This is a genomic window from Mycolicibacterium sp. 624, assembly GCF_040548615.1.
GTDB lineage: Bacteria > Actinomycetota > Actinomycetes > Mycobacteriales > Mycobacteriaceae > Mycobacterium.
On record NZ_JBEPRZ010000010.1, the window covers coordinates 122062 to 146844 of the forward strand.

Here is a 24783-nt window from a genome sequence, read left to right on the forward strand (position 1 = left end):
GTTGGGCGTGTGACCTCGGCGTTGCTCACTGACAAATACGAACTGACGATGCTCGCGGCAGCGCTCCACAACGGCACCGCGCACCGTCGCACGACGTTCGAGGTATTCGGTCGGCGGCTGCCCGAGGGCCGACGCTACGGGGTCGTCGCGGGCACCGCTCGGCTGGTGGAAGCATTGCCGGAGTTCACCTTCGACGACGCCGCGCTGACGCTGCTCGCCGAGTTCCTCGATCCGGCCACCCTGGCCTACCTCGCCGACTACCGGTTTCGCGGTGACATCGACGGCTACCCCGAGGGTGAGCTGTACTTTCCCGGCTCGCCCGTCCTGTCGGTACACGGCAGTTTCGGCGAGTGCGTGATCCTCGAGACGCTGGCGCTGTCGATCCTCAACCACGACTCGGCCATCGCGTCGGCCGCGGCCCGTATGGTCAGCGCCGCCGATGGCAGGCCGCTGCTCGAGATGGGTTCGCGGCGCACGCACGAGGAGGCGGCCGTCGCCTGCGCGCGCGCCGCCTACCTCGCCGGATTCGCCGCATCGTCCAACCTCGCCGCACAACAGCGCTACGGCGTACCCGCTCGCGGGACCAGCGCGCACGCCTTCACACTGCTGTACTCCACCGCCGACGGGCCCGACGAGAGGGCGGCATTCGCCGCGCAGGTCGACGCGCTCGGCGTGAACACCACACTTCTCGTCGACACCTACGACATCACCACCGGCGTGGCCAATGCGATCGCCGTCGCGGGGCCGGAGCTGGGCGCGGTGCGCATCGACTCCGGCGAACTCGGCGTGCTGGCGCGCCAGGTCCGCGCGCAGCTCGACGACCTCGGTGCCACGACCACCCGAATCGTGGTGTCGGGCGACCTCGACGAGTTCGCGATCGCGGCTCTGCGTGCCGAACCCGTCGACACCTACGGGGTCGGCACCTCGGTGGTCACCGGATCGGGCGCTCCCACCGCGGGCATGGTCTACAAACTCGTCGAGGTGGACGGCCTGCCCGTCGCGAAACGCAGCAGCCGCAAGGAATCCCACGGTGGCCGCAAGCAGGCGCAGCGACTGTCCAAGCGGTCGGGCACCATCGTCGAGGAGGTCGTGCACCCGGACGGACAGGCGCCCGAAGCACCAACCGGCCTGGTGGCACGCGACGTTGCGGTGCCCCTTGTCCGCAACGGTGAGGTGGTCGCCGACCTCTCGATCGCCGCCGCCCGTGAGCGCGTGGCCTCCGGATTGCACAGCCTGCCGTGGGACGGTCTCAAGCTCTCCCGCGGCGAACCGGCCATCGCGACGCGGATGGTGACCCACTCGTCATGACCACCGAACCCGACACCACCCGCGTGACTGGCCTGCTCGCCGCCGCCGTGAGCGCCCTCGGCGGCTCCGAACGCAGCGGTCAGGTCGACATGGCCCAGGCCGTCGAGCGCTCCTTCAGCACCGGTGAGCACCTCGCCGTGCAGGCCGGCACAGGTACCGGCAAGTCGCTGGCCTATCTGGTGCCGGCCATCGCCCACGCCGTCGAGACCAACCGACCGGTCGTCGTCTCGACCGCGACCATTGCCCTGCAGCGCCAACTCGTCGACCGCGACCTGCCGCGACTGGCCGATGCACTGGCCCCCGAGCTGCCACGTCGACCCGACTTCGCGCTCCTGAAGGGGCGTGGAAACTATCTGTGCCTCAACAAGATTCATGGTGGTGCCGCCGACGAATCGGCCGAGGACAGGCCGCAGGAGGAACTGTTCGACGCCGTCGCGTCGACGCAATTGGGCCGTGACGTCAAACGCCTCACCGAATGGTCCTCGGACACCGAGACCGGCGACCGCGACGAGCTGATGCCCGGCGTGCTCGACCGGTCATGGGGCCAGGTCAGCGTGTCGGCCCGCGAGTGCATCGGCGCCACCCGCTGCGAGTACGGCTCGGACTGCTTCGCCGAGAAGTCCAAGGCGCTGGCCGGGGAGGCCGACGTGGTTGTCACCAATCACGCGCTGCTGGCCATCGACGCCATCTCCGACGTCAACGTCCTGCCCGAGCACGAGCTGCTCGTGGTCGACGAGGCGCACGAACTCGTGGATCGGGTGACGAGCGTGGCCACCGGCGAGCTGTCTGCGACGTCGCTCGGCGTCGCCCACCGCCGTTCCGCGCGGCTCGTCGAACCCGAACTGGCGCAACGGTTCGAGGCGGCCATCGCCACATTCACCTCCGCCATCTTCGACGAGGAACCGGGGCGCAAGGACAACCTCGGCGACGAGTTGACGACCTACCTGACGGTGCTGCGCGACTCCGCCGACAAGGTTCGCGCCGGCATCGACATGGCTCCGGCCGATCCCAAGGCCGCGTCCGCGCGCAACGAGGCGGTGACATCATTGAACGACGTGCGGGACACCGCGACCCGGGTGCTGGACTCCTACGGCCCGGCGATCCCCGACCGCACCGATGTGGTGTGGCTCGACCACGACGAGAACCGCGGCAACAAACGAGCGATCCTGAGGGTGGCCCCGCTGTCGGTGGCCAGCCTGCTGCGCAACCGATTGTTCGATCAGTCGACCGTGATCCTCACGTCGGCCACCCTGACCGTCGGCGGGACATTCGACGCTATGGCGCGGTCGTGGGGCCTGCAGTTCGGTGCCGACGATAACGCCAAGTGGCGCGGTATCGACGTCGGATCGCCCTTCGCACACGCGAAGTCGGGCATCCTCTACGTCGCCAAGCACCTTCCCCCGCCGGGACGTGACGGCACGGGATCGTCGGAGCAACTCGATGAGATCGCCGAGTTGGTCACCGCCGCGGGAGGCCGCACGCTGGGTCTGTTCTCCTCGATGCGCGCCGCCAAGGCCACCGCCGAGGTGATGCGCGACCGCCTCGACACGCCGGTTCTGTGTCAGGGCGAGGACACCACGTCGGCGCTGATTCGCCGCTTCGCCGAGGACGACGAGACGTCATTGTTCGGCACGCTGTCGTTGTGGCAGGGCGTGGATGTGCCCGGCGCGTCACTGTCCCTGGTGCTCATCGACCGGATTCCGTTCCCCCGCCCCGACGATCCGCTGATCACCGCGCGCCAACGCGCGATCGCCGCGCACGGCGGTAATGGGTTCATGGCGGTGGCCGCGAGTCACGCCGCGCTGCTGCTCGCCCAGGGCGCGGGCCGGCTGTTGCGCCACGTCGATGACCGCGGTGTCGTCGCCGTACTGGACTCCCGGATGGCCACCGCCCGCTACGCCGGGTACCTGCGGGCCTCGTTGCCGCCGTTCTGGTCGACCACCGACGGGGCACGGGTCCGGGCGGCCCTGGAGCGCTTGCGGAGCGCCTGACCGCCCTGGCCTCGAGGTTTCTGCTCCGCCTCCACGTTCGTTCACTAAGCTGCTCTGTCAGTAGTGCGCGCCGCCACGGCCGCCCCGCGAAACCTGAAAGGCGGCGTCCATGGGTCGTCGGCACCTGGGGTCACTGGCCGTCGCCGCGTGTGCCGCAGTTCTTGTCACCTCGTGCGCCTCGACCGTGTCGGGCAGCGCCGTGTCGGTGTTCAACGATCCGTTCAGCGTCGCGGGCATGCCCGCCACCGACGGGCCAACGGGTCTGCGTGATGATGCCGCCGAGCCGTCACGTGACGTGGTGGGAACCGACGGCGGCGATATCGACGAACTCGCGCGTCAGTCCATCAGCGATATCGAGGAGTTCTGGGCGACCGCCTACGGCGAGACGTTCGACGGCGAGTTCACGCCCGCCTCCGAACTCCACTCATGGGACGCCGAGGAGTTCGACGGCGTGTTCTGCGGTATGGACACCGTCGGGTTGGTCAATGCCGGGTTCTGTTTCGATGACGAGAGCATCGGCTGGGACCGCGGCGAGCTGCTGCCATCGCTGCGCCGGGCCAACGGCGACATGGCGGTCACGATGGTGCTGGCACACGAGTACGGCCACTCGATCCAGCATCAGGCCGGGCTCGTCGACGATGACACACCCACGTTGATGAGCGAGCAACAGGCCGACTGCCTGGCGGGCTCCTACATGCGCTGGGTTGCCGAGGACAACTCCCCCCGGTTCACGATGAACACCGGCGAGGGGCTGAACAACCTGTTGGCCGCGATGATCGCCTTCCGCGACCCGCTGCTCACCGAGAGCGACCCCGAAGTCGGTACGGACGAGCACGGTTCGGCGTTCGAGAGGGTGTCGGCGTTCCAGTTCGGCTTCACCGACGGGGCGAGTTCCTGCAAGGGCATCGACATGCAGGAGATCGATCAGCGTCGGGGCGACTTGCCCGTGTTGCTACCCGACGATGAGACCGGCGAACTGCCCGTCACCGAGGACTCGGTGCGCTCCATCATCGACGCGCTGGGCATCCTCTTCGAACCCGCCAATCCGCCAGAGCTGGCGTTTGAGGCGCAGGACTGCCAGGACGCCCGGATGCGCCCACCCGTCTCCTACTGCCCGGCCTCCAACACGATCATCGTCGACGTCGACAAACTGGCGGCGGTCGGAGCCGCAGCCGGCGAGGAGGACGGCGGCGGACTGGTCACCGGCGACAACACCGCCTACTCAATCCTGGTGTCCCGTTATATGCAGGCGCTGCAGCATGAGCACGGCGACGTCGCACTGAACACCGCCGAGGCCGCGCTGCGCACCGCCTGCCTCACGGGCGTCGCGACGGCGAAGATGACTCAGCCGATCACCACCCCCGACGGCGACACCATCGCCCTCACCGCGGGCGACGTCGACGAGGCGGTGTCGGGCATCCTGCTCAACGGCATGGTCGCCAGCGACGTCAACGGTGACTCCGTGCCGTCGGGCTTCTCGCGCATCGACGCGTTCCGGGTGGGTGTCCTCGGTGACACCGACCGCTGCTTCAAGCGCTTCGACTAGCCCCACCGTGATTTCGGCGCGTTTCGGAGCGGTGGGCGCTCCTTATCGCGCCGAAGTCGCACTGTCAGACGACCTTCGTCTCGCCGTAGTAGGCCAGAATCGCGTCGGACATCCTCGTGGAGCGGGTCAGGAACGCGTACGAGCGGATGAATGACTCACCGACGCAGCCGTCGATCTTGACGTGGAAGTTGCTGATCATCACCCACGGTTCGGAGCCCTCGAACTCCTTCTTCGTGACGGGGACGGTATTGATGATGCCGGGCTTCAGACCGACGGTCACACCGCCGCCGATGTTGGCACCCACCCCGGGCAGAATGCCCTCCGGCAGGGGCGAGGCGACGTCGGTCCCGAGGATGCCGATCGACGAGTTGAGCCCCGCAGTCCCGGCGAGGGTGACGCCGTTCGACGTGCTCATGTCGATACCGCACCCGATCTGGTAGCCGACCTCGATGGTTCCCCCGGGGTCGCCGTCGGAACTGGGCCCGTCCAGTGAGCCGTTGAACGTGCCACCGACGACGTACTCCCGCGATGACAGCGCGGTCGTCAGTGGGGCGCTGGCGACCTGGGTCTCGTCCTTGGCCGCCAGGGTCAGCGTCCACCCGTCGGGTGTCGTCAAGGTCCGTGGTGGCGGCGAGACCACCGCACCGTCCGGCGGGGGTGGGACGCCCTCAAGTGGGGCCTCGGCGACGACGGGTTCGATGGCAACCACTTCGGGATCGGCTACCGCCGATGGTGCGGTCGCCATCGCGACCAGCACGCATCCGACCAGCACGGTGAGACGTTCCCTCGGCACAGTTGGACCCCCTTGTTTCGTTCTTCGGAACCTACCGCGCCAGAGGGTCCGTCGACCGCGGGGTTGGAGAACTGAACTCAGTTGGTCGGCAGCCGCAGAACGTAACCCACTTCCAGCGCCACCCAGAGGGCGCCGTCGCGGCCCACCGCCATCCCGTGCGGTTCGCTCCCGCCGGGCAGGTCGATGGTGTAAACCTCGCCGTCGGCACTGACCCGGGCGATCTGGTCGGCACCCCAGAGACTCACCCACACCCCGCCGGTGGGATCGGCGACCACCGCGTGCGGCTTGCCCGGCAGATCCATCTCCTGAATCGCATCGTCCATCGGGATCCGGCCGATCTTGTCGGCCAGGATCGCGGTGAACCAGACCGTGTCGTCGTGAGTCGCGGTGATGCCCACCGGCCCCGCACCGCGCGTCGGCAGCGCGCGCACCGTCAACTCACCTGCGAGGTCCAGCCTGCCGATCGCGTTGGCCTGGTTCATGGTGAACCACAGGGCGCCGTCGGGCCCACTCGTGATCATCGACGGTCTGCCCCCGACCGGCCATTCCTCGACGACACCGTCGGCGGAGACTCGACCGACCGTCCCGGTCTCCATCGCGGTGAACCACAGCGCACCGTCGGGTCCGATCGTCAGCCCGAACGGCGAACTCCCGTTGGACAATTCGACAGCACTCAGCTCGCCGTCGGTGGTGATCCGGCCGATGCGGTCATCACCGGAGCGGGCGAACCACAGCGCGCCGTCTCCCCCGGCCGTGATGGTCGTCGGCTTGGCGTCACCCGCGACGGGAAACTCACGCAGGTCCCCGTCTGCCGTCACACGGGCGATCGCGCCGCGGCGCGCCAGCGTGACCCACATCGCGCCGTCGGGCCCCAGCGCCAGGGCATAGGGCCCGCCGTCGATCGCAACCTCGAGAATTCCACTCACGCCAGCGTGACCAGACCCAGCTCGGTGGGTGCGGCCAACAAACGGTGGTGCGGGAGCACGCGCACCGTGTAGCCGACCGGACCCGCAACGGGCAGAGGGGTTCTCGTCGAGAACACCTCGTTGCCGTCGTTGGCCGTCCCGGTGTGCGCCATCCGTACAGTCTCCGGATGCACCAACGCGTCGGTCGCGTCCACCCGCCCGACCACGGCCTGCACCACCACCTCGTCCGGTTGCAGCCCGGCGAGGTGCACGGTCGCGGTCAACGTCAGCTCCGAGCCGAGCAGCGGTGTGTCGGGCAGGCCGTAGCTGTCCACGTCGGTGATCTGGATCTTGGGCCACGCGTCCTCGGCGCGCTGCCGATAGGCCGCCAGACCACGGGCGGCACCGAAGGGCACGCCGTCGAAGGGCTCGATCGTGCGATGCAGCGACTGCGCGGCGGGTACGTAGTACTTCTCGGTGTAGTCGCGCACCATCCGCGACGCGAGGACCTTGGGCCCGAGCGTCTGAAGCGTATGCCGCACCATCTCGACCCAGCGGTTCGGGATACCCCGCTCGTCGCGGTCGTAGAACTTGGTCGTCACCGAATCGGCCAGCAGGTCATACAGCGCGGCGGCCTCGAGATCGTCGCGGCGGGTCTCGTCGGCGAGGCCATCGGCGGTCGGGATCTCCCAACCGTTCTCGCCGTCGTACCACTCATCCCACCAGCCGTCGCGGATGGACAGGTTCAAACCCCCGTTGAGCGCACTCTTCATGCCCGACGTGCCGCAGGCCTCCAACGGCCGCAGCGGATTGTTCAGCCACACGTCACAGCCCCAGTACAGCAACCGCGCCATCGACATGTCGTAGTCGGGCAGGAAGGCGATGCGGTGTCGCACCTCGGGCCGGTCGGCGAAACGCACCACCTGCTGGATCAGCGCCTTGCCGCCCTCGTCGGCGGGGTGTGACTTGCCTGCGACGATCAACTGCACCGGCCGCTCCTCGTCGAGGAGCAGTTGCTCGAGTCGCTCGGGATCGCGCAGCATCAGCGTCAACCGCTTGTACGTCGGCACCCGGCGGGCGAACCCAACGGTCAGCACGTTCGGATCGAACGCACTTGCAATCCAACCCAACTCGGCTTCCGATGCGCCCCGCTCCTGCCATGACCTGCGCACCCGCGCCCGCACGTCGGCGATCAGTCGCTCACGCAGCTGAGAGCGAATCGACCACAGGCGAGCGGGGTCGACCTGCTGCAACCGCTCCCAGGTCGCGGGCTCCGACAACGAGTCACCAGCGGCGAGTTCACCCCCGAGTTCCAGCCACTGCGGAGCCGCCCAGGTGGGGGCGTGCACACCATTGGTGATCGACCCGATCGGCACCTCGCCCTCGTCGAATCCGGGCCACAGCTCGTTGAACATGCCGCGGCTGACTTGGCCGTGCAGCAGGGACACACCGTTGGCTCGCTGCGCCAGACGCAGGCCCATGTGGGCCATGTTGAACTTCGACGCGTCGTCCTCGGCACCGAACGCCAGGATGCGGTCGATCGGAACACCGGGCAGCAGAAGTGAATTCGCACCCGACGGGCTACCGGCGGGGCTGCCGAAGTAATGCCGCACCATCTCGACCGGAAACCTGTCGATACCCGCGGGCACGGGGGTGTGCGTGGTGAACACGGTGCTCGAACGGACCACCGCGAGCGCGGTGTCGAAGTCCAGGCCGCCATCGGTGACGAGTTCCCGGATACGTTCGGCTCCCAGGAACCCGGCGTGCCCCTCGTTCATGTGGAAGACCTGCGGTTCCGGCAGGCCCTCGACCGCGGTGAACGCGCGGATGGCACGCACGCCGCCGATCCCGGCCAGGATCTCCTGTTTGATTCGGTGCTCCTGGTCACCTCCGTACAGGCGGTCGGTCACACTGCGCAGATCGTGCTCGGTCTCTGGAATGTCGGAATCCAAGAGCAGCAACGGGATTCGGCCCACCTGTGCGATCCACACCCGGGCGTTCAGCTCGCCGGCGTCCGGCATGGCCAGCCGCACCAGGACCGGCGCTCCCGACTCGTCGGTCAACAGGCGCAGCGGCAGACCCTGCGGATCCAGGGGCGGATAGGTCTCGTGCTGCCAGCCGTCGGCGGTCAGCGACTGCCGGAAGTAGCCAGATCGGTAGTAGAGGCCAACCGCGATGAGCGGAAGCCCCAGGTCAGACGCGGACTTCAGGTGATCGCCGGCCAGGATGCCCAGACCTCCCGAGTAGTTCGGCAGCACCTCGGCCACGCCGAACTCCATCGAGAAGTACGCGATCCCCGTCGGCCAGGGCGATCCGCCGTCCTCCGCCTCTGCCTCCGCGGCGCGCTCCTGGTACCACATCGGGCGGCTCAGATAGTCGTCGAGATCGGCCGCGAGATCATCCAGGCGCGTCAGGAACGAGTCCTCCACCGCCAACTCATCGAGCCGCTTGGGGCTCACCGCGCCGAGCAGCGCCACCGGGTCCCTGCCCACCTGCTTCCACAAGTCGGGCTCGATGGTGGCAAACAGATCCTGCGTCGGTATGTGCCACGACCATCGCAAGTTCACCGAAAGCCGCTCCAGTGCGGCGAGACGCTGCGGAAGGTGGGCGCGGACCGTGAATCTGCGAAGGGCTTTCACGCGATCTCACCTTACCGACGAATTCATGCGTGGCACCGGTGTCGATGACAGCATCGGAGCACCTTTGGTTCGGCCGGACACTACGGTGGGTATAGAGCGACGGGGCTGTAACGGAACAGACGACACCGCGCGGCCGAGCAGGCCGCGTACAACGTGAGGAGTTGGGTGGTGGTGGTCGGTCGTATCGGTATCGATGACGTCGCGCCTGTGGTCTCGGGTGGCCGTTTTCCGGCAAAGGCGGTGGTCGGCGAGATCCTGCCCGTGCGGGCGACGGTGTGGCGCGAGGGCCACGATGCCGTAGCGGCAACGCTGGTCGTCCGATACCACGGCACCGCCTACCCGCGGCTGGCCGAGACGCCCACGGGCCTGCGGCCTGCCGAACTCGAACCCGTCCCGATCGAGACGGTGGTGGGCGCTTCCCAGCGGGTCAAACCGCAACGGCTGCCGATGCTGCCCGGGTCCGTCCCCGATGTGTTCCATGGCCAGTTCACGCCCGACGCCGTCGGGCTGTGGACGTTCCGGGTGGACGGCTGGGGTGACCCGCTGAGTACATGGCGGCACAACGTCACCGCCAAGCTCGAGGCGGGGCAGGGCGAATCAGAGCTGGACAACGACCTGCTGGTGGGTGCGCAGCTCCTCGAGCGGGCCGCTATGGGCGTGCCACGTCAGGACCGCTTCCCGCTGATCGATGCCGCGGACCGGCTGCGCGCACCCGGCGATCCGTTCACCAGGGCGGGTGCCGCGCTCGCCGTCGAGGTCACCGATCTACTCAAGCGCTATCCGCTGCGCGAACTGGTCACGCGCGGAGACCAATTCGGTGTCTGGGTGGATCGACCGCTGGCGCGATTCAGCGCGTGGTACGAGATGTTTCCGCGCTCGACAGGCGGCTGGGACGCCGCAGGCAACGCGGTACACGGCACGTTCGCGACGGCGGCCAAGGCGCTGCCTCGAGTGGCGAACATGGGCTACGACATCGTCTACCTACCGCCGATCCATCCGATCGGCAAGGTGCACCGCAAGGGACGCAACAACAGCGTCACAGCGGCACCGAACGACGTCGGATCCCCGTGGGCCATCGGCAGCGACGAGGGCGGCCATGACGCGGTGCATCCGGAACTGGGCACGATCGACGACTTCGACGACTTCGTCGCCGCCGCCCACGCCGAGGGCCTCGAGGTCGCGCTGGATCTGGCGCTGCAGTGCGCTCCGGACCACCCCTGGGCCACGTCCCACCCCGAGTGGTTCACCGTGTTGCCCGACGGCACCATCGCCTACGCCGAGAACCCTCCGAAGAAGTACCAGGACATCTACCCGATCAACTTCGACAACGACCCGGCCGGAATCTACGCCGAGGTGCTGCGGGTGGTTCGGTACTGGATCAGTCACGGCGTCAAGGTGTTCCGCGTCGACAATCCGCACACCAAGCCACCCAACTTCTGGGCGTGGCTGATCGGCGAGGTGAAGAACACCGATCCCGACGTGCTGTTTCTGGCCGAGGCGTTCACCAGGCCGGCACGGCTTTTCGGCCTGGCCAAGCTCGGCTTCACACAGTCCTACACCTACTTCACGTGGCGTACCGCGAAGTGGGAGCTGACCGAGTTCGGCGAGCAGCTCGCCACACACGCCGACTACGCCCGGCAGAGCCTGTGGACCAACACGCCCGACATCCTGCACGAGAGCCTGCAGTACGGCGGCCCGGGCATGTTCGCCATTCGCGCGACGATGGCCGCCACGATGAGTTCGACGTGGGGCGTGTACTCCGGCTACGAACTGTTCGAGCACGCGGCGGTCCGCGAGGGCAGCGAGGAGTACCTGGACTCCGAGAAGTACCAGTTGCGTCCCCGCGACTTCGAGGGTGCTCTGGCCAGGGGCGAGTCGCTGGAGCCGTTCCTCACTCGGCTCAATGAGATTCGCAAGCTGCACCCGGCACTCAGCGAGGTGCGCACCATCAAGTTCCATCACCTGGACAACGACGCCCTCCTGGCCTATAGCAAGTTCGACCCCGCCACCGGGGACTGCGTGCTGGTGGTCGTGACGCTCAACGCGTTCGGCGCCGAGGAGTCGACGCTGTGGTTGGACATGGCAGCCCTGGGTATGCAGGATCACGACCGATTCTGGGTGCGGGATGAGATCACCGGGGCTGAGTACCAGTGGGGACAGTCCAACTACGTTCGCCTCGACCCGAACCAGGCGGTCGCGCACGTGCTGAACATGCCGTCGATCCCATACGAGAAACGGCTCAATCTCTTGCGGAGGGAGTGACATATGACCCGCACCAACTCGCTCAACGGCGTGCACCTCCGACCCGATTCCGCGGACCTGCGCAGACTGCTCGCCGGCGAGCACCACGATCCGCACTCGATTCTGGGTGCGCACGAGTACGGCCACCACACGGTGATCCGGGCGCTACGCCCATGGGCCCGCGACGTCGTCGCCGTGATCGGCGAGCAGCGCTACCCGCTCAACCACGTCGAGGGCGGCCTCTTCGCAGTCGCGGTGCCGTTCACGAACCTGATCGACTATCGACTCGAGATCAGCTACCCCGGCGCCACGGAGGACGACGCGCCCGTGGTGTACAGAACCGCGGACGCCTACCGGTTCCTGCCCACACTCGGCGAGGTCGATCTGCACCTGTTCGCCGAGGGTCGGCACGAGCGGTTGTGGGAGGTCCTCGGCGCACACCCCCGAAGCTTCACCACGGCCGATGGCGTCGTCGACGGTGTCTCGTTCGCCGTGTGGGCGCCGAACGCCAAGGGCGTCAGCCTGATCGGCGAGTTCAATCACTGGGACGGTAATGAGGCGCCGCTGCGCGTCCTGGGGTCGACCGGCGTGTGGGAGCTGTTCTGGCCGGGCTTCCCCACCGACGGTCTGTACAAGTTCCGCGTGCACGGCGCCGACGGTGTGACCACCGAGCGCGCCGATCCGATGGCGTTCGCCGCCGAGGTCCCACCCGCGCGGGCATCACGTGTCACCGAGAGCGAGTACACGTGGGGTGACGCCGAATGGATGTCGCAGCGCGCGTTGCGCAATCCGGTCTTCGAACCGATGAGCACATACGAGGTGCACCTGCTGTCGTGGCGACCCGGCCTGAGCTACCGCGAACTCGCCACTGAGCTCACCGAGTATCTGGTCGAGCAGGGCTTCACACACGTCGAGATGCTGCCGGTTGCCGAGCATCCGTTCGGCGGTTCGTGGGGTTATCAGGTGACGTCGTACTACGCGCCGACATCACGGCTGGGAACCCCTGACGACTTCCGGTACCTGGTCGACCAACTGCACCGCGCGGGGATCGGCGTGATCGTCGACTGGGTTCCCGCTCACTTCCCGAAGGACGCCTGGGCGCTCGGCCGGTTCGACGGCACACCGCTGTACGAGCACTCGGACCCGCATCGTGGCGAGCAACTCGACTGGGGCACATACGTCTTCGACTTCGGCCGGGCCGAGGTGCGAAACTTCCTGGTCGCCAACGCCCTGTACTGGCTGCAGGAGTACCACATCGACGGCCTGCGCGTGGACGCCGTCGCCTCGATGCTCTATCTGGACTACTCACGGCCTGCGGACGGTTGGACACCCAACGTTCACGGTGGGCGCGAGAACCTGGAGGCCGTCCAGTTCCTGCAGGAGATGAACGCGACGGTCCACAAGGCCACGCCGGGCATCGTGACAATCGCCGAGGAGTCGACGTCGTGGCCGGGCGTGACCCGTCCGACAAACCTTGGCGGACTTGGCTTCTCGATGAAGTGGAATATGGGCTGGATGAACGACACGCTCGAGTTCATCAAGCGTGACCCGATTCACCGCAGCTTTCACCATCACGAGATCACGTTCTCGATGCTCTACGCGTTCAGCGAGAACTTCGTCCTGCCGATCAGTCACGACGAGGTGGTGCACGGCAAGGGCACACTGTGGACCCGGATGCCGGGCAACGACCACGCCAAGGCAGCCGGGCTGCGCGGACTGCTGGCCTACCAGTGGGCGCACCCGGGCAAGCAGCTCCTGTTCATGGGCCAGGAGTTCGGCCAGCGCGCCGAGTGGTCCGATGAGCGGGGCGTCGACTGGCATCAGTTGAGCGAGAACAGTTTCTCCAACGGTCTGGCCCGCTTCGTCCGCGATATGAACGGTATCTACCGGGACCGCCGCGCCCTGTGGTCGCGCGACACCAGCCAGGAGGGCTACTCGTGGATCGACGCCAACGACTCCGCGAACAACGTGCTGAGCTTCCTGCGCTTCGGTGATGACGGCTCCGTCATGGCGTGCGTGTTCAACTTCTCGGGAACAGAGCACGCGTCCTATCGCTTGGGCCTGCCGCACTCGGGGTCGTGGCGCGAGGTGCTCAACACCGACGCGACGACGTATAACGGCGCCGGCATCGGCAATCTCGGTGCGGTCGAGGCCACCGACGAGCCGTGGCACGGCAGGCCGGCGTCCGCCGTGATGGTGCTGCCACCGCTGGCGGCGCTGTGGTTCGAGCCGGCCTGACTGCTCCAGTTTCCCTCGCGAGCAGACGCAAAACTGCCCCTTTTCGCCGGAAAAGGGACAGTTTTGCGTCTGCTCGCGGGACTGCGGGACTAGTAGAGCGCGTTGGCGAGATTGCGCCGACCGGCGATGACGTCGGGGTCGGCGGGATCGAACAGTTCGAACAACTCGATGAGCCGTGTGCGCACCCTGGTGCGGTCGTCGCCCGCGGTGCGCTTGACCAACCCGATGAGGCGATCGAACGCGGCCGCGGGATTCTGCGTCACGGTCTCGACGTCAGCCGCGGCGAACGCGGCATCGATATCGTCGGGGCTGGCATCGGCGAGCGCGACGGCCTCCGGCGGCTGCGCCGTCGCCCGCTGCAGAAAGACAATCTGGCGGATGGCACCGGTGGCCTCGTCGTGATTGGGCTTGGCGTCGAGGATCGCCTGATACGCGGCGAGTGCGGCGTCGAAGTCGCCCTCGTCGAGGTGCGCACGTGCCGCCTCCAGCTCGGGGTCGACCGCCTCGGCCTCCCCGGGCCCGCCCGCCAGCTTGCCCGCGGTGGCGTCCAACAGCGAGTCAACCCAGCGGCGTAGCTGCTCTGGCGGCTGTGCGCCCTGGAAGCTGGACAGCGGCTGCCCTGCCGCCAGCGCGACGACGGTGGGCACGCCCTGGGCGCCGAAGGCCTGCGCGACCTGTGGCGCGACGTCGACGTTGACGGTGGCCAATGCCCACTTACCGCCGTCGGCATCGGCCAGCGCCCCCAGCATCTCAGCGAGTTGCACGCTGGACGCACTGCGCGGAGTCCACAGCAGCACCACGACGGGCACCTGGTTGGACCTGGCGAGAACCTCGGTTTCGAAGTTCGCCTCGGTGACCTCTACGCCGGGAACGGTCGGATCCGCTCCGCCCGCGCCCGTCGGCGGGGCCGTGGGTGGGTTCTTCAGCGCCGAGAGATCAACCGCTCCGGCCAATGCGGGGCCGATGGAAGGACGGGGACGTGTCACACCCTCAGTTTGTCACGCCGCTTCGGTGGCCGTCTGAGCGGAGGCCACAGAATCCTTCGCTGCCAGGCCTTTGTCTCCCAGGCGGCCGGTGCGATCTGCCCAGATGACGAAGATCACACTGGCCAACGGCACGACGCTGCCCAGCGCAGCGAGGATCCAGGTGAGCGCGCCCCACTTGAATGCGATCCCAGCCAGCACGGCGACCACGACGAACGCCATGAAGATCCCGCCATGCAGCGGGCCGAAGATCTTCACGCCGATCTCGGTCTGGGGCGAACCCGCGTACTTGAAGTACATCCCGACCAGCAGGCCTACCCAGCTGAAGGCCTCGGCCAAGGCCACCAACCGGAACCAACCTGCGACCTTTGCGCCAGCGCGTGGGCCACTCAAAATGCTCGTCATGGCCGCCATTGTGCCCGAAACCGAGGCGGACTACTACGTAGCGTCGTTGATCACGCTGAGGGCACACTCAGCGCTCAGGGCCTCCGCAGGACCAGTGCGTCGCCCTGTCCGCCGGCACCGCACAGCGCCGCCACGGCGTAGCCGGAGCCCCGTCGTGCTAGTTCAAGCGCGGCGTGCAGCGTGATCCGAGCACCCGACATGCCGATCGGGTGCCCGACCGCGATGGCACCACCGTTGATGTTCACCTTCTCGGCATCGACGCCCAGCTCCTTGGTCGAGGCCAACGAGACCGCGGCGAATGCCTCGTTGATCTCGATGACGTCGAGCTGCTCGACGGTGATGCCCTCCTTGGCGATCGCCTTCTTGATGGCGTTGGCGGGTTGGCTCTGCAGGGTTGAGTCGGGGCCCGCGACGACGCCGTGCGCACCGATCTCGGCCAACCAGCTGAGTCCGAGCGCCTCTGCCTTCGCCTTGCTCATCACGACCACCGCGCATGCACCGTCAGAGATCTGCGATGCCGAGCCCGCGGTGATGGTGCCGCCCTTGCGGAACGCGGGCTTGAGTCCGCCCAGCGACTCGGCGGTGGTGTTGGCGCGGATGCCCTCATCCTCGTTGAACTCGATTGGGTCGCCCTTGCGCTGCGGGATGGACACGGGAACGACCTCATCTGCGAAGACGCCGTCCTTCCACGCTGCGGCGGCCTTCCGATGGGACCCGGCGGCGAACTCATCCTGCTGCTCGCGGGTGAACTGGTCGACATCGTTGCGCTGCTCAGTGAGCGCGCCCATCGGCTGGTCGGTGAACACATCGTGCAGGCCGTCGTAGGCCAGATGGTCCACCAGCGTGGCGTTGCCGTACTTGAGGCCCTCGCGGCTCTTGGGCAGCAGGTGCGGGGCCTGGCTCATCGACTCCTGGCCGCCGGCGATCACCACCTCGAACTCCCCGGCCCGGATCAGCTGGTCGGCGAGCGCAATGGCATCGATACCCGACAGGCACATCTTGTTGATGGTCAGCGCGGGCACGTCCCAGCCGATACCCGCGGCGACGGCGGCCTGACGAGCCGGCATCTGACCCGCGCCCGCGGTCAGCACCTGCCCCATGATCACGTAATCGACCGCCGAGGCATCGACGCCCGCCTTCTCCAGCGCGCCCTTGATGGCGACGGCGCCCAGATCAGTGCCCGAGAAGTCCTTGAGCGAACCCATGAACTTGCCCATGGGAGTACGGGCTCCAGCAACGATCACCGACGTCGTCATTTCTACCTCCAAGAGTTGGGATCCGCGCCATGTGGCCGATCACACATTCCTCAAACATTCAGGTAAAGGTTACCGTTACGAGATGACCACCGAGCATCTAGATGCCCGTCCGGCGCTCGCAAGTGCGCTGGTGACGGCGATCGATCACGTCGGGATTGCAGTCCCCGATCTCGATGTCGCCATCAAGTGGTACCACGACCATCTGGGCATGATCGTGCTGCACGAAGAGGTCAACGAGGAGCAGGGCATTCGCGAGGCGATGCTGTCGGTTCGCGGCGCGGCCAAGGGCAGCGCGCAGGTGCAGTTGATGGCACCCCTCGACGAGACGTCGACCATCGCCAAGTTCCTCGACAAGCGCGGCCCCGGCCTGCAGCAGTTCGCCTATCGCGTCAGTGACATCGAAGCCCTCAGCGACCGCCTGCGCGAGCAGGGCATCCGCCTTCTCTACGACGTCCCGCGCAAGGGCACATCGAACTCGCGGATCAACTTCATCCACCCCAAGGACGCCGGCGGCGTGCTGGTGGAACTCGTCGAGCCCGCGGCCGACGCAGAGCACTGATCCGCTAGGACCACCTTCGGGTGGGATTCCGGGTCATCCGGTTGGCCCAGCACGCGGTGTGCCAGTGCCGGCGATCGTCGACGGCCGACTCCCCCGCATCGGCGGGCCACGCCACCACATGCGCGATACCCGGCCTGATCTCGTGGTCACAACCCGGGCATCGGTAGATCTTGGTGGCCCGCGAGCTCGCGACGGGCTTCACCTCGTAGTCGTAGCCGTCGGGTCCCTGCTCGACGCGACGCCCGTCCAGCAACGGCGGTAGCGTCCGCGGTTTGCGAGGCGGAGGTCGACGCTTGGGCATGCCTGAAGTGTAGGCGCTCAGAACAGCCGGAACTCGTTACTGTCCAAACCCCGCATCTGGTCGTAATCCAATGTCACGCAACGGATTCCACGGTCAGTGGCGAGCGTGCGCGCCTGCGGCTTGATCTGCTGCGCGGCGAACACGCCAGCGACGGGCGCGATCACGCTGTCCCTGTTGAGCAGGTCGAGGTACCGGGTGAGTTGTTCCACACCGTCGATCTCGCCCCGTCGCTTGATCTCCACGGCCACCGACTTACCCAGCTCGTCACGACACAGCAGGTCCACCGGCCCGATGGCCGTCATGTACTCGCGACGCACCAGCGTGTAGCCCACACCGAGAAGCTCGACATGCTCGGCGAGCAGCTCCTGCAGATGAGCCTCGACACCGTCCTTGACCAGACCGGGGTCGACGCCCAACTCGTGGCTCGAGTCGTGCTCGACGTCCTCGACCGTGATGCGCAGCTGCTCACCCGCCTTGTTCTCCACCACCCACACCAGCGCACCGTCGTTCTGCTCGGTGACCCAGCACGGCGGGCTCATCCAGTTGAGCGGCTTGTAGGCACGGTCGTCGGCGTGCACGCTGACCGAACCGTCGGCCTTGAACAGAAGGAGCCTCCGAGCCGATGGAAGATGGGCTGTGAGGCGACCGACGTAGTCGACGGTGCACGAAGCAATGACGAGGCGCACCGAACCACCATAGTTTGTGCCGCGACCATCACTAGGCTGGCGCCACGATGACGGACAGAAAGAGCAGCGCGCAGCGTCTTGGCCGGGTGCTCGAGAAGGTCACCAACCAGAGCGGTCGCGGGCCGGCGACTCCCGAGTACGGGTCGTGGATCCTGGGTCGGGTCTCGGAGAGTCAGAGCCGTCGCCGCGTCCGCATCCAGATCATCCTCACGACGTTCGTCCTCGGCGCCAACCTCGTCGGGATCGGTGTCGCCCTCCTCGTCGTCACGGTCACCTTTCCGGTGCCGAGCGTCTTCGACTCACGGGTCCTGTGGATCACGTTCGCGGCCGCGCCTGCCTACATCGCGCTGGCGTTCGTGGGCGGGGTCGTCTGGGCGACCAACCGAGTCATCAATAACGTCCGGTGGGCGCTCGAGGAACGCGAACCGACACCCGAGGACCAACGCAATACCTTCTTCGCACCGTGGCGCCTCACCCGCGTCCTGCTGGCGCTGTGGGGTGGCGGCACCGTCGTGCTCACCGTTCTCTACGGGCTGCAGGACACCAACTACATCCCGAAGGTCCTACTGGGCATCAGCTTTCCCGGCATCGTCGTGTCAGCCAGCTGTTACCTGTTCACCGAGTTCGCGCTCCGCCCCGTCGCCGCGCAGGCCCTCGAGGTGGGCCCCCCGCCTCGCCGTTTCGCACCCGGCATCATGGGTCGGACGCTGACCGTGTGGGCGTTCGGCTCCGGCGTGCCCGTGCTGGGCATCCTGCTGGCCGCCATCATCACGCTGTCACTGCACAACGTGTCGCCGACACAGTTCACAGTCGCGGTGATGATCCTGGCGTTGTTCGCACTGGTCTTCGGCTTCATCCTGATGTGGATCCTGGCGTGGCTCACCGTGACACCGGTCCGCGTCGTGGCCGCGGCCCTGAACCGCGTCGAACAGGGCGACCTGGACACCAACCTGGTGGTCTTCGACGGCACCGAACTCGGCCAACTACAGCGGGGTTTCAACTCGATGGTGGGCGGTCTGCGCGAGCGCGAACGAGTGCGCGACCTGTTCGGCAGGCACGTCGGCCGTGAGGTGGCCGCGCTGGCCGAGAGGGAACGGCCGCAGCTGGGCGGCGAGGAACGGCACGCCGCGGTGATATTCGTCGACATCACCGACTCGACGAAGCTGGTCACCAGCAGGCCCGCCGTCGAGGTGGTCGAACTTCTCAACCGGTTCTTCGCCGTCGTCGTCGACGAGGTCGACCGTCACCACGGCCTGGTTAACAAATTCGAGGGTGACGCGGTACTTGCCGTGTTCGGTGTGCCGGTGTCGCTCGACAACGCCGAGGCCGAGGCACTTTCGGCCGCCAGGGCGATGGCGGAGCGGTTACGCGCCGAGGTGCCCGAGTGCCAGGCGGGCATCGGTGTGGCCGCCGGCCAGGTGGTGGCAGGCAACGTCGGAGCCAAGGAACGGTTCGAGTACACCGTGATCGGCGAGCCCGTCCACGAGGCGGCTCGGCTGTGCGAGCTGTCGAAGACCGTGCCGGGCCACCTGGTCGCCGCGGCGGAGATGGTCGGCAACGCGGGTGACGCCGAAAGCGCCCGTTGGCGATTGGGCGACACAGTGACACTGCGAGGTCACGATGAGGCCACAAGACTCGCCACGCCGATCTAGAAGCCCTCACCACATTTGCGCGGGCATTACCGTCGGGACATTCTCACAGCCAAGACTCAGGGGTTCTGAGTCTCACCGAGAGGGCTCCGACATGTCCGCAATACGACACCTTGCACCGGCATTTGCCGTCCTTGCCTTCGCGATGACCGTCACGCACACCGCCACGGCGGACCCCGACATCGACACCGAGTCGGCCTCCGCCGTTATCGAGGAACTCCAGGAGCAGGGTTACGTCGTGGATGTGAATGGCGTGCCCAGCGGTAACACGGCGCTGCTCACCACGTGCACCGTGACCTCGATCCAGAACCCCGGCACTGCCACTTCGAATCAGACTGGGACGACGACGGTCTCCGTGGACGTCGCCTGCCCGATCCAGCGCTGACCGCGCTCAGCGCTGCGGCCTGGCTTCGGCTGCGGCAACCGCGTCTTCGACGCTGAGATAGCGCATCGCCTCGAACTCCGAATCGGCCCGGATCACAATGCGGTCCGGATCGACGATGTAGCCGACCCTGCCGTAGGCCCGAAGCGCGGCGCTCATGCCCGACAGCAATCCGCGTGCGGCGTCGTCGATGTCGTCGACCCGGGAGACGTCGAGGATCGCGACGTCGAACTCGCCCTTCTCCCGCTCGACCGTGCGAATCACCTGTTCCGCGCCGCAGAACAGTAGATCGCCGTGCGTCTCGTAGACGCGGATGCCTGCGCGCGGCTGGTACACCGCGCGCAGCGTTGACCGCGAGTCGCGGGACACGGTGAGGAAGTGCAGACCGAGTTGCTCGGACAGGCTGCGGCACAGCCGGACTCCGCGAACACTGTTTCCCCTGGCATCCAGCAGCGGTGAGTAGACACCGATGCCCAGTTGCCCGGGCAGGACCGCGACGATCCCGCCGCCGACGCCGCTCTTGGCGGGCATGCCGACGGCGCTGACCCAGTCCCCCGTGGCGTCGTACATGCCACACGTGACCATCACCGACAGCGTCCGCTTCACCACCGATGCGTTGGTGACACGGCGCCCTGTCATGGGGTTGACGCCACCGCGGGCGAGTGTGGCAGCCATCCGGGCCAAATCGGTCGACGTGACGCGCAGTGAGCACTGCCGGAAGTAGACGTCGAGTACGTCGTCGGGATCATCGTCGAGAACACCGAAACTCGCCAGCATGTAGGCGATCGCGCGGTTTCGATTGCCGGTTGCCTTCTCCGACGCGTAGACCTCGGCATCGAGTTCCAGGCGCCTGCCCGCGAACCCGGAGTAGAAGTCACGGATCGCCTCGAAGCGCTCATCGGGCGTGGCGGCGGGCACCAGCGAGACCGCGGCGATCGCACCGGCATTGATCATCGGGTTCTTCGGCGTCTTGGTGGTCTGGTCGACACTGATCTCGTTGAAGGCCTCGCCCGAGGGCTCGACACCGATCTTCGCATCCACCGCGGCGGTGCCGATACGGTCGAGCGCCAGCGCGTAGGTGAAGGGCTTCGAGATGGACTGAATGGTGAATTCCAATTCGGCGTCGCCGGATTCGTAGACGAAGCCATCACCCGAGGACAGCGACAGCGCGAACCGGTTTGGATCCACGCGGGCCAGTTCCGGAATGTAATCGGCCAGCGCGCCGTCGGTCACGTCGGCGTGCTCGGCACGGATACGGTCCAGGTACTGCTGCACCAGTTGGGCCACGAGCCCGAGTCTAGGTTCAGGGCTGCGGATACGGTGCGAAGCGGTTCTCGAAGCCCGCCTTGCGCTCCGCCAGCTGCGCCGCACGCTGTGCCGGTGTGTAGTAGACGGTGCCGTCGGGCAGGGCGCCGTCGAGCTCGCTGAGCTTGACGACGCGACTCGTCACGGTCGGCAGATCGTCAGGCGCGCTGGGATCGAGATCCTGGAATCTCATGGAGATCGTGCCCTGATTGAGGCCACCGGTGGACACCCAGTTCGCGACGCCGGGATCGGATTTCGAGATCACGACGGTGTAGGTGGTCAGGTCGTCGTTGACGAGTGCCTGCGCGTTGTTGAGGCTGGTCTGTTGATTCCAGTAGTCCTTCGAGATCGTCCAGTCGTTGGTCACCGGAACGACGAAGTAACCGGCGTTGCCCGGATCGATCGTGACGACGAGCGCCTCGTCGTCGGCCAGCTGGAAGTAGCCCGCGCTCTGCAACTGTGTGGCAAGGAATTCCGCATTGCGAGTGGGGTTCTTCAACACATTCGGTGGGATGCGCTCACCGGTCACCGGGTCGGTCGTGGCCACCGCCATGTAGGTGGCCTCCCGCTGAATTCCCAGCGCCATGATCACCGCGGTGAAGATGCCCCGCAGCAGCGGCGGCTCAAAGGGCAGCGGCGGGATCAACGACACCAGCGTGGTCAGCAGCGGATTCTCCACCACGAACTTCCCCAACCCGGGGATCGCGAACCCGCCGAGCTGACTGAACAGACTGTTGGGCGGACCGCCGACCCGCTTGATCTCCAGACTCATGGGCACTTCAGTGCCCCAGTCGGCCAACGTGTTCCGCGTCGCGATGATCGTCGAGTCGGATGTGAGTTGGAGGTGATTCACCCTGCCATTGGCGGGATTCCTGTCGGCGGTGATGGTGAACGTGCCGTCAGGGTTGATCACCAACTCGTCCTTGGTCAGGACCGAGGCGGTGTTTCCGGTCAATCCGGTCAGCACGCTGAACGTCGTGTCGGCGGGGACCTCCCCCTCGAAGCGGCCCCGGATGACGTACGACGACGCCCCGTTGACACCCATGAAGCGGTACACCGTGTCCGGGTTGTCGTAGAGGATGCGCGAACCGGGCACCCGCTGGCCGTACCAGGTGTGCCCGGGCGCCACCTGCATGACGACCGTCGGCGCATTCGAGTTGAGGAGCTGCTGCTGAAACGCCGCGGCCATGGCGTACTCGTCGATCGCGGCCCCCAATTGACCGAGGTTGGCTCGGTCGGGTCCGCCGACTTCGGAGAACTGCTGATTGGCCGCCGCCTGGAATCCGGCCAGCAGCACCACCTTCATCAGTGCGACCGGCAGCGTGTTGACGGTCCGCCACGCGATCCGTTCAGCGTCGAGTTGCTGTTGGGTGCCCAGCGGGCTCGTGGCGGTGATCGACACGGCGGGCTCGACCGGCGCCGCCGAGGTCGTCGAGGTCGAGGTGCCTGTCGTTGCCGCGACGGTGCCCGTCCCTGCCGGATTGGATGCCGGATTGGCCATGTGCCCGATCTCGCGGCGCGCCCAGGCCAGCGTCGCCCACAGCGCCGGCGCGGGCTCTGGCGCTGGCGCAGCGGGTGCGGCTTTCGCAGCGACGGCCTCGGCGGCGCCCGCGGTCCCTGTGGTGACGTCCTCCTCGGCGGCGGCCAGGGTGTGGACGACTGTGTCTTGTGAGTCAGGGTCTTGCGCGTCAGGGTCGTGCGCGTCAGGCGCGTCATCGCGCTTCGCGGGCTCGGATGATGGGTCCGCCGCGGTCTGTGCCACGCGGTCGGCGGTGGCCGTGGCCGCTGACGTCCGAAGTGTCGGCTTGGTCCGCTTGTTGGGCCTATTGGGCCCGATCCCCTCTGCGTCCGCATCAGCCGCCGCCTCGGAGGCGCGGTCGCCGGCGGTCTTGGTCTCATCGGCCTTCTGGTCTGGCTTGGTGTCCTTGGTCTTGGTCGTCCCGGTGGTCCCGGTGGTTTTGGTGGTCCTGGTTGTCCCGGTGGACGCGGCGTTGTCATTCGACCCACTCGATGAGGACTGCCCCGCCGAGGACGAGGACGATGACGACGAATCGGAACCACCCTCGTCGGCGAGCGCGACGGCGGGGTTGTTGGCGATGGCCACACCGATTCCGAGGGCCACTGCCAGCGCGCCGACCCGGCCCACGAATCGGGCGGCACCGCGCGATACGTTGGTCGTCGAAAGAGTCTCTGACATAGCGCAGACGCACCTTACTGTGACGTAGCTAATATCCGATTTCTCGTTATACCAGCGCGGTCAGCAAAGCGTGCTCGATCCAGCTACGTCACGCGGTCGCAGGCGAGGTGTGCTGAGCGATCCACGTCTGTCCCTCCTTGGCGGCCCGCAGGAGCGCGCCGTACTCACCGAGGTAGTCCGCGACCGCACCCACCCCGGGCAGCATGCCGAGATAACGGAAGACGGCCCGCGGACGATTCCGCTTGACCAGTTCATCGCTGGCTGCGCGGGCGACCCCGACGAGGTGCCACAGCCTGCCGACCACGGTGGTGTCCCTCGGCCTCGACTCGTCGGACTCCCCCGCATCGGCCCCGGCCTTCAGTGCGGTCAGGTCCCGATCGCACATCACCGAGGCGAGCAGTCGAACCTGCTCATCACGGTCCTTCATGCCATGCTCACGGGCCACCGCACACAACACGATCGACTGGTTGGAGAAGCCCAGCAGATCCTGAATGGGCAACCGGTCGGCGATCACGCCGAACACGCCAGGGAAGGCGACCAGCAGCGTGTCGAGTGCTCCGACCCGCCGTACCCACCAGTCGACACGCGCGTCGAGATCCATCTCGGCCCAGGACTTCGTGCCAGGCACGTCGGCCGTGTTGAGCGCCCAGGCCAAAACGTCCAGTGCTTTGTCGACCGCGTCATCGGAGGCGCCGAGGCGGTGCGTCCGCTTCTTCAAGCCCAGAAGGTCGATACCCGCCAGCGCGTCGAGTATCGGGTTGATCAGCCCTACCGAGCGCCCGAGGGCGCTGGCCACCTCGGCATCGTCGAGCGTCGCGGTGGGCAGCGTGAGCAGACTTATGTAGCGATCATGTCCGTCTCGCCTGCCGTGCGCTGCTGATCCGCGGCGTCGAGCTGATGCACCACCGCCAGCACGGGTCCGTTGGGCCGCGGGAAGAGGTGCTGAGCCCGTCGATGCGTCTGGACGATCATCACCACCGTGGCGATCGTCGCCTCCACGACGGACACGACGGTGGCGACGACCATCAACGTCGACGGAGTTACCTGTGTCGCTGCGGCAACGGAATTGTGTCCGCACCCGGGTATCGACCAATGGGCTGCGATCATGCCGAGGTTCATCACGGCGACCGCACACCACGTCCGCAGCGAGGCCTCACGCCAGAGGTCCCGCGCGCACATCAGGCAGACGGCAGCCATCAGCGCCACGGGCAGTGCGGCAAGGGCGAAGGCCGACTGGCTGAGCATCATCAGATGCACGCCCGCCGAGCCAGCGGCCATGATGGCGCACGTCCTGCGGCCCGCTGTCGCGAACCGTGCCGAGGGGTGTTGCAGAGTCATCGAGCCGGCCTCCCTGTCGGCAACCGGGACGGCGCACACCGTGATTCCCAGGGTTTGGATC

At 67.1% G+C, this 24783-nt stretch carries 20 protein-coding genes; 8 read left to right on the plus strand and 12 right to left on the minus strand.

The window, feature by feature from the left end; translation table 11 throughout:
• Positions 1–9 precede the first annotated feature (9 nt).
• From ABIA65_RS30885 to ABIA65_RS30895, 3 genes are all read left to right on the plus strand, one after another.
• Positions 10–1308 (plus strand): nicotinate phosphoribosyltransferase, encoded by a 1299-nt coding sequence (locus ABIA65_RS30885; protein ID WP_354525948.1) that lies wholly within the window; start codon positions 10–12, stop codon positions 1306–1308.
• Positions 1305–3299: an ATP-dependent DNA helicase gene (locus ABIA65_RS30890; protein ID WP_354525949.1), complete on the plus strand. Its 1995-nt coding sequence runs from the start codon at positions 1305–1307 to the stop codon at positions 3297–3299. Before ABIA65_RS30885 ends, ABIA65_RS30890 begins: the two co-directional genes overlap by 4 nt.
• A 109-nt stretch (positions 3300–3408) precedes the next feature.
• Positions 3409–4845 carry a neutral zinc metallopeptidase gene (locus tag ABIA65_RS30895; RefSeq protein WP_241404117.1) on the plus strand — a complete coding sequence of 479 codons (1437 nt, stop codon included), beginning with the start codon at positions 3409–3411 and terminating at the stop codon, positions 4843–4845.
• Positions 4846–4909: 64 nt separating this feature from the next.
• Here the strand turns inward: ABIA65_RS30895 and ABIA65_RS30900 are convergent, their stop codons facing one another.
• The 3 genes from ABIA65_RS30900 to glgP all read right to left on the minus strand — a co-directional run bounded on the left by ABIA65_RS30900 (position 4910) and on the right by glgP (position 9182).
• A complete protein-coding gene (locus tag ABIA65_RS30900) occupies positions 4910–5590 on the minus strand; it encodes an MspA family porin (protein WP_371747086.1) in 681 nt (226 codons plus the stop codon).
• Positions 5591–5715: 125 nt separating this feature from the next.
• Positions 5716–6564, minus strand: coding sequence for a Vgb family protein (locus ABIA65_RS30905; RefSeq protein WP_354525950.1), 849 nt, complete (start codon positions 6562–6564; stop codon positions 5716–5718).
• Entirely contained in the window at positions 6561–9182 is a 2622-nt protein-coding gene (gene glgP / locus ABIA65_RS30910; RefSeq protein WP_354525951.1) for an alpha-glucan family phosphorylase, read from the minus strand. The genes ABIA65_RS30905 and glgP overlap by 4 nt, the downstream gene beginning before the upstream one ends.
• A gap of 171 nt (positions 9183–9353) precedes the next feature.
• Here glgP and ABIA65_RS30915 point away from each other — a divergent pair, with 171 nt between their 5' ends.
• The gene (locus ABIA65_RS30915) at positions 9354–11444 is read left to right on the plus strand and encodes an alpha-1,4-glucan--maltose-1-phosphate maltosyltransferase (RefSeq protein WP_241405552.1); all 2091 of its coding nucleotides are present in this window, start codon (positions 9354–9356) and stop codon (positions 11442–11444) included.
• A gap of 3 nt (positions 11445–11447) precedes the next feature.
• Positions 11448–13661 (plus strand): 1,4-alpha-glucan branching protein GlgB, encoded by a 2214-nt coding sequence (gene glgB, locus ABIA65_RS30920; RefSeq protein WP_354525952.1) that lies wholly within the window; start codon positions 11448–11450, stop codon positions 13659–13661.
• Positions 13662–13750: 89 nt separating this feature from the next.
• Here glgB and ABIA65_RS30925 read toward each other — a convergent pair whose 3' ends face one another.
• From ABIA65_RS30925 to ABIA65_RS30935, 3 genes are all read right to left on the minus strand, one after another.
• A complete protein-coding gene (locus ABIA65_RS30925; RefSeq protein WP_241404112.1) occupies positions 13751–14647 on the minus strand; it encodes a tetratricopeptide repeat protein in 897 nt (298 codons plus the stop codon).
• 12 nt (positions 14648–14659) lie between these two features.
• Entirely contained in the window at positions 14660–15049 is a 390-nt protein-coding gene (locus tag ABIA65_RS30930; RefSeq protein ID WP_354525953.1) for a DUF3817 domain-containing protein, read from the minus strand.
• Positions 15050–15123: 74 nt separating this feature from the next.
• Entirely contained in the window at positions 15124–16305 is a 1182-nt protein-coding gene (locus ABIA65_RS30935) for an acetyl-CoA C-acetyltransferase (protein WP_241404110.1), read from the minus strand.
• Between the two features lie 82 nt (positions 16306–16387).
• Here ABIA65_RS30935 and mce point away from each other — a divergent pair, with 82 nt between their 5' ends.
• Positions 16388–16864 (plus strand): methylmalonyl-CoA epimerase, encoded by a 477-nt coding sequence (gene mce, locus ABIA65_RS30940; protein WP_354525954.1) that lies wholly within the window; start codon positions 16388–16390, stop codon positions 16862–16864.
• 4 nt (positions 16865–16868) lie between these two features.
• Here the strand turns inward: mce and ABIA65_RS30945 are convergent, their stop codons facing one another.
• Both ABIA65_RS30945 and nucS read right to left on the minus strand, forming a co-directional pair.
• Positions 16869–17165, minus strand: coding sequence for an Rv1322 family protein (locus ABIA65_RS30945; RefSeq protein WP_354525955.1), 297 nt, complete (start codon positions 17163–17165; stop codon positions 16869–16871).
• A 17-nt stretch (positions 17166–17182) separates the two neighbouring features.
• Positions 17183–17851 carry an endonuclease NucS gene (gene nucS, locus ABIA65_RS30950; protein WP_241404107.1) on the minus strand — a complete coding sequence of 223 codons (669 nt, stop codon included), beginning with the start codon at positions 17849–17851 and terminating at the stop codon, positions 17183–17185.
• Positions 17852–17898: 47 nt separating this feature from the next.
• On the opposite strand from nucS, the gene ABIA65_RS30955 reads away from it, so the two are divergent.
• A complete protein-coding gene (locus tag ABIA65_RS30955; protein WP_354525956.1) occupies positions 17899–19503 on the plus strand; it encodes an adenylate/guanylate cyclase domain-containing protein in 1605 nt (534 codons plus the stop codon).
• 91 nt (positions 19504–19594) lie between these two features.
• Positions 19595–19885 (plus strand): hypothetical protein, encoded by a 291-nt coding sequence (locus ABIA65_RS30960; RefSeq protein WP_241404105.1) that lies wholly within the window; start codon positions 19595–19597, stop codon positions 19883–19885.
• A 6-nt stretch (positions 19886–19891) separates the two neighbouring features.
• Here ABIA65_RS30960 and glsA read toward each other — a convergent pair whose 3' ends face one another.
• The 4 genes from glsA to ABIA65_RS30980 all read right to left on the minus strand — a co-directional run bounded on the left by glsA (position 19892) and on the right by ABIA65_RS30980 (position 24722).
• A complete protein-coding gene (gene glsA / locus ABIA65_RS30965) occupies positions 19892–21169 on the minus strand; it encodes a glutaminase A (RefSeq protein WP_354525957.1) in 1278 nt (425 codons plus the stop codon).
• Between the two features lie 16 nt (positions 21170–21185).
• Positions 21186–23384 carry a hypothetical protein gene (locus ABIA65_RS30970; protein ID WP_354525958.1) on the minus strand — a complete coding sequence of 733 codons (2199 nt, stop codon included), beginning with the start codon at positions 23382–23384 and terminating at the stop codon, positions 21186–21188.
• Between the two features lie 88 nt (positions 23385–23472).
• Positions 23473–24225 (minus strand): hypothetical protein, encoded by a 753-nt coding sequence (locus tag ABIA65_RS30975; protein ID WP_502919642.1) that lies wholly within the window; start codon positions 24223–24225, stop codon positions 23473–23475.
• Positions 24222–24722: a hypothetical protein gene (locus ABIA65_RS30980; protein WP_241404102.1), complete on the minus strand. Its 501-nt coding sequence runs from the start codon at positions 24720–24722 to the stop codon at positions 24222–24224. Before ABIA65_RS30980 ends, ABIA65_RS30975 begins: the two co-directional genes overlap by 4 nt.
• Between the last annotated feature and the right edge of the window lie 61 nt (positions 24723–24783).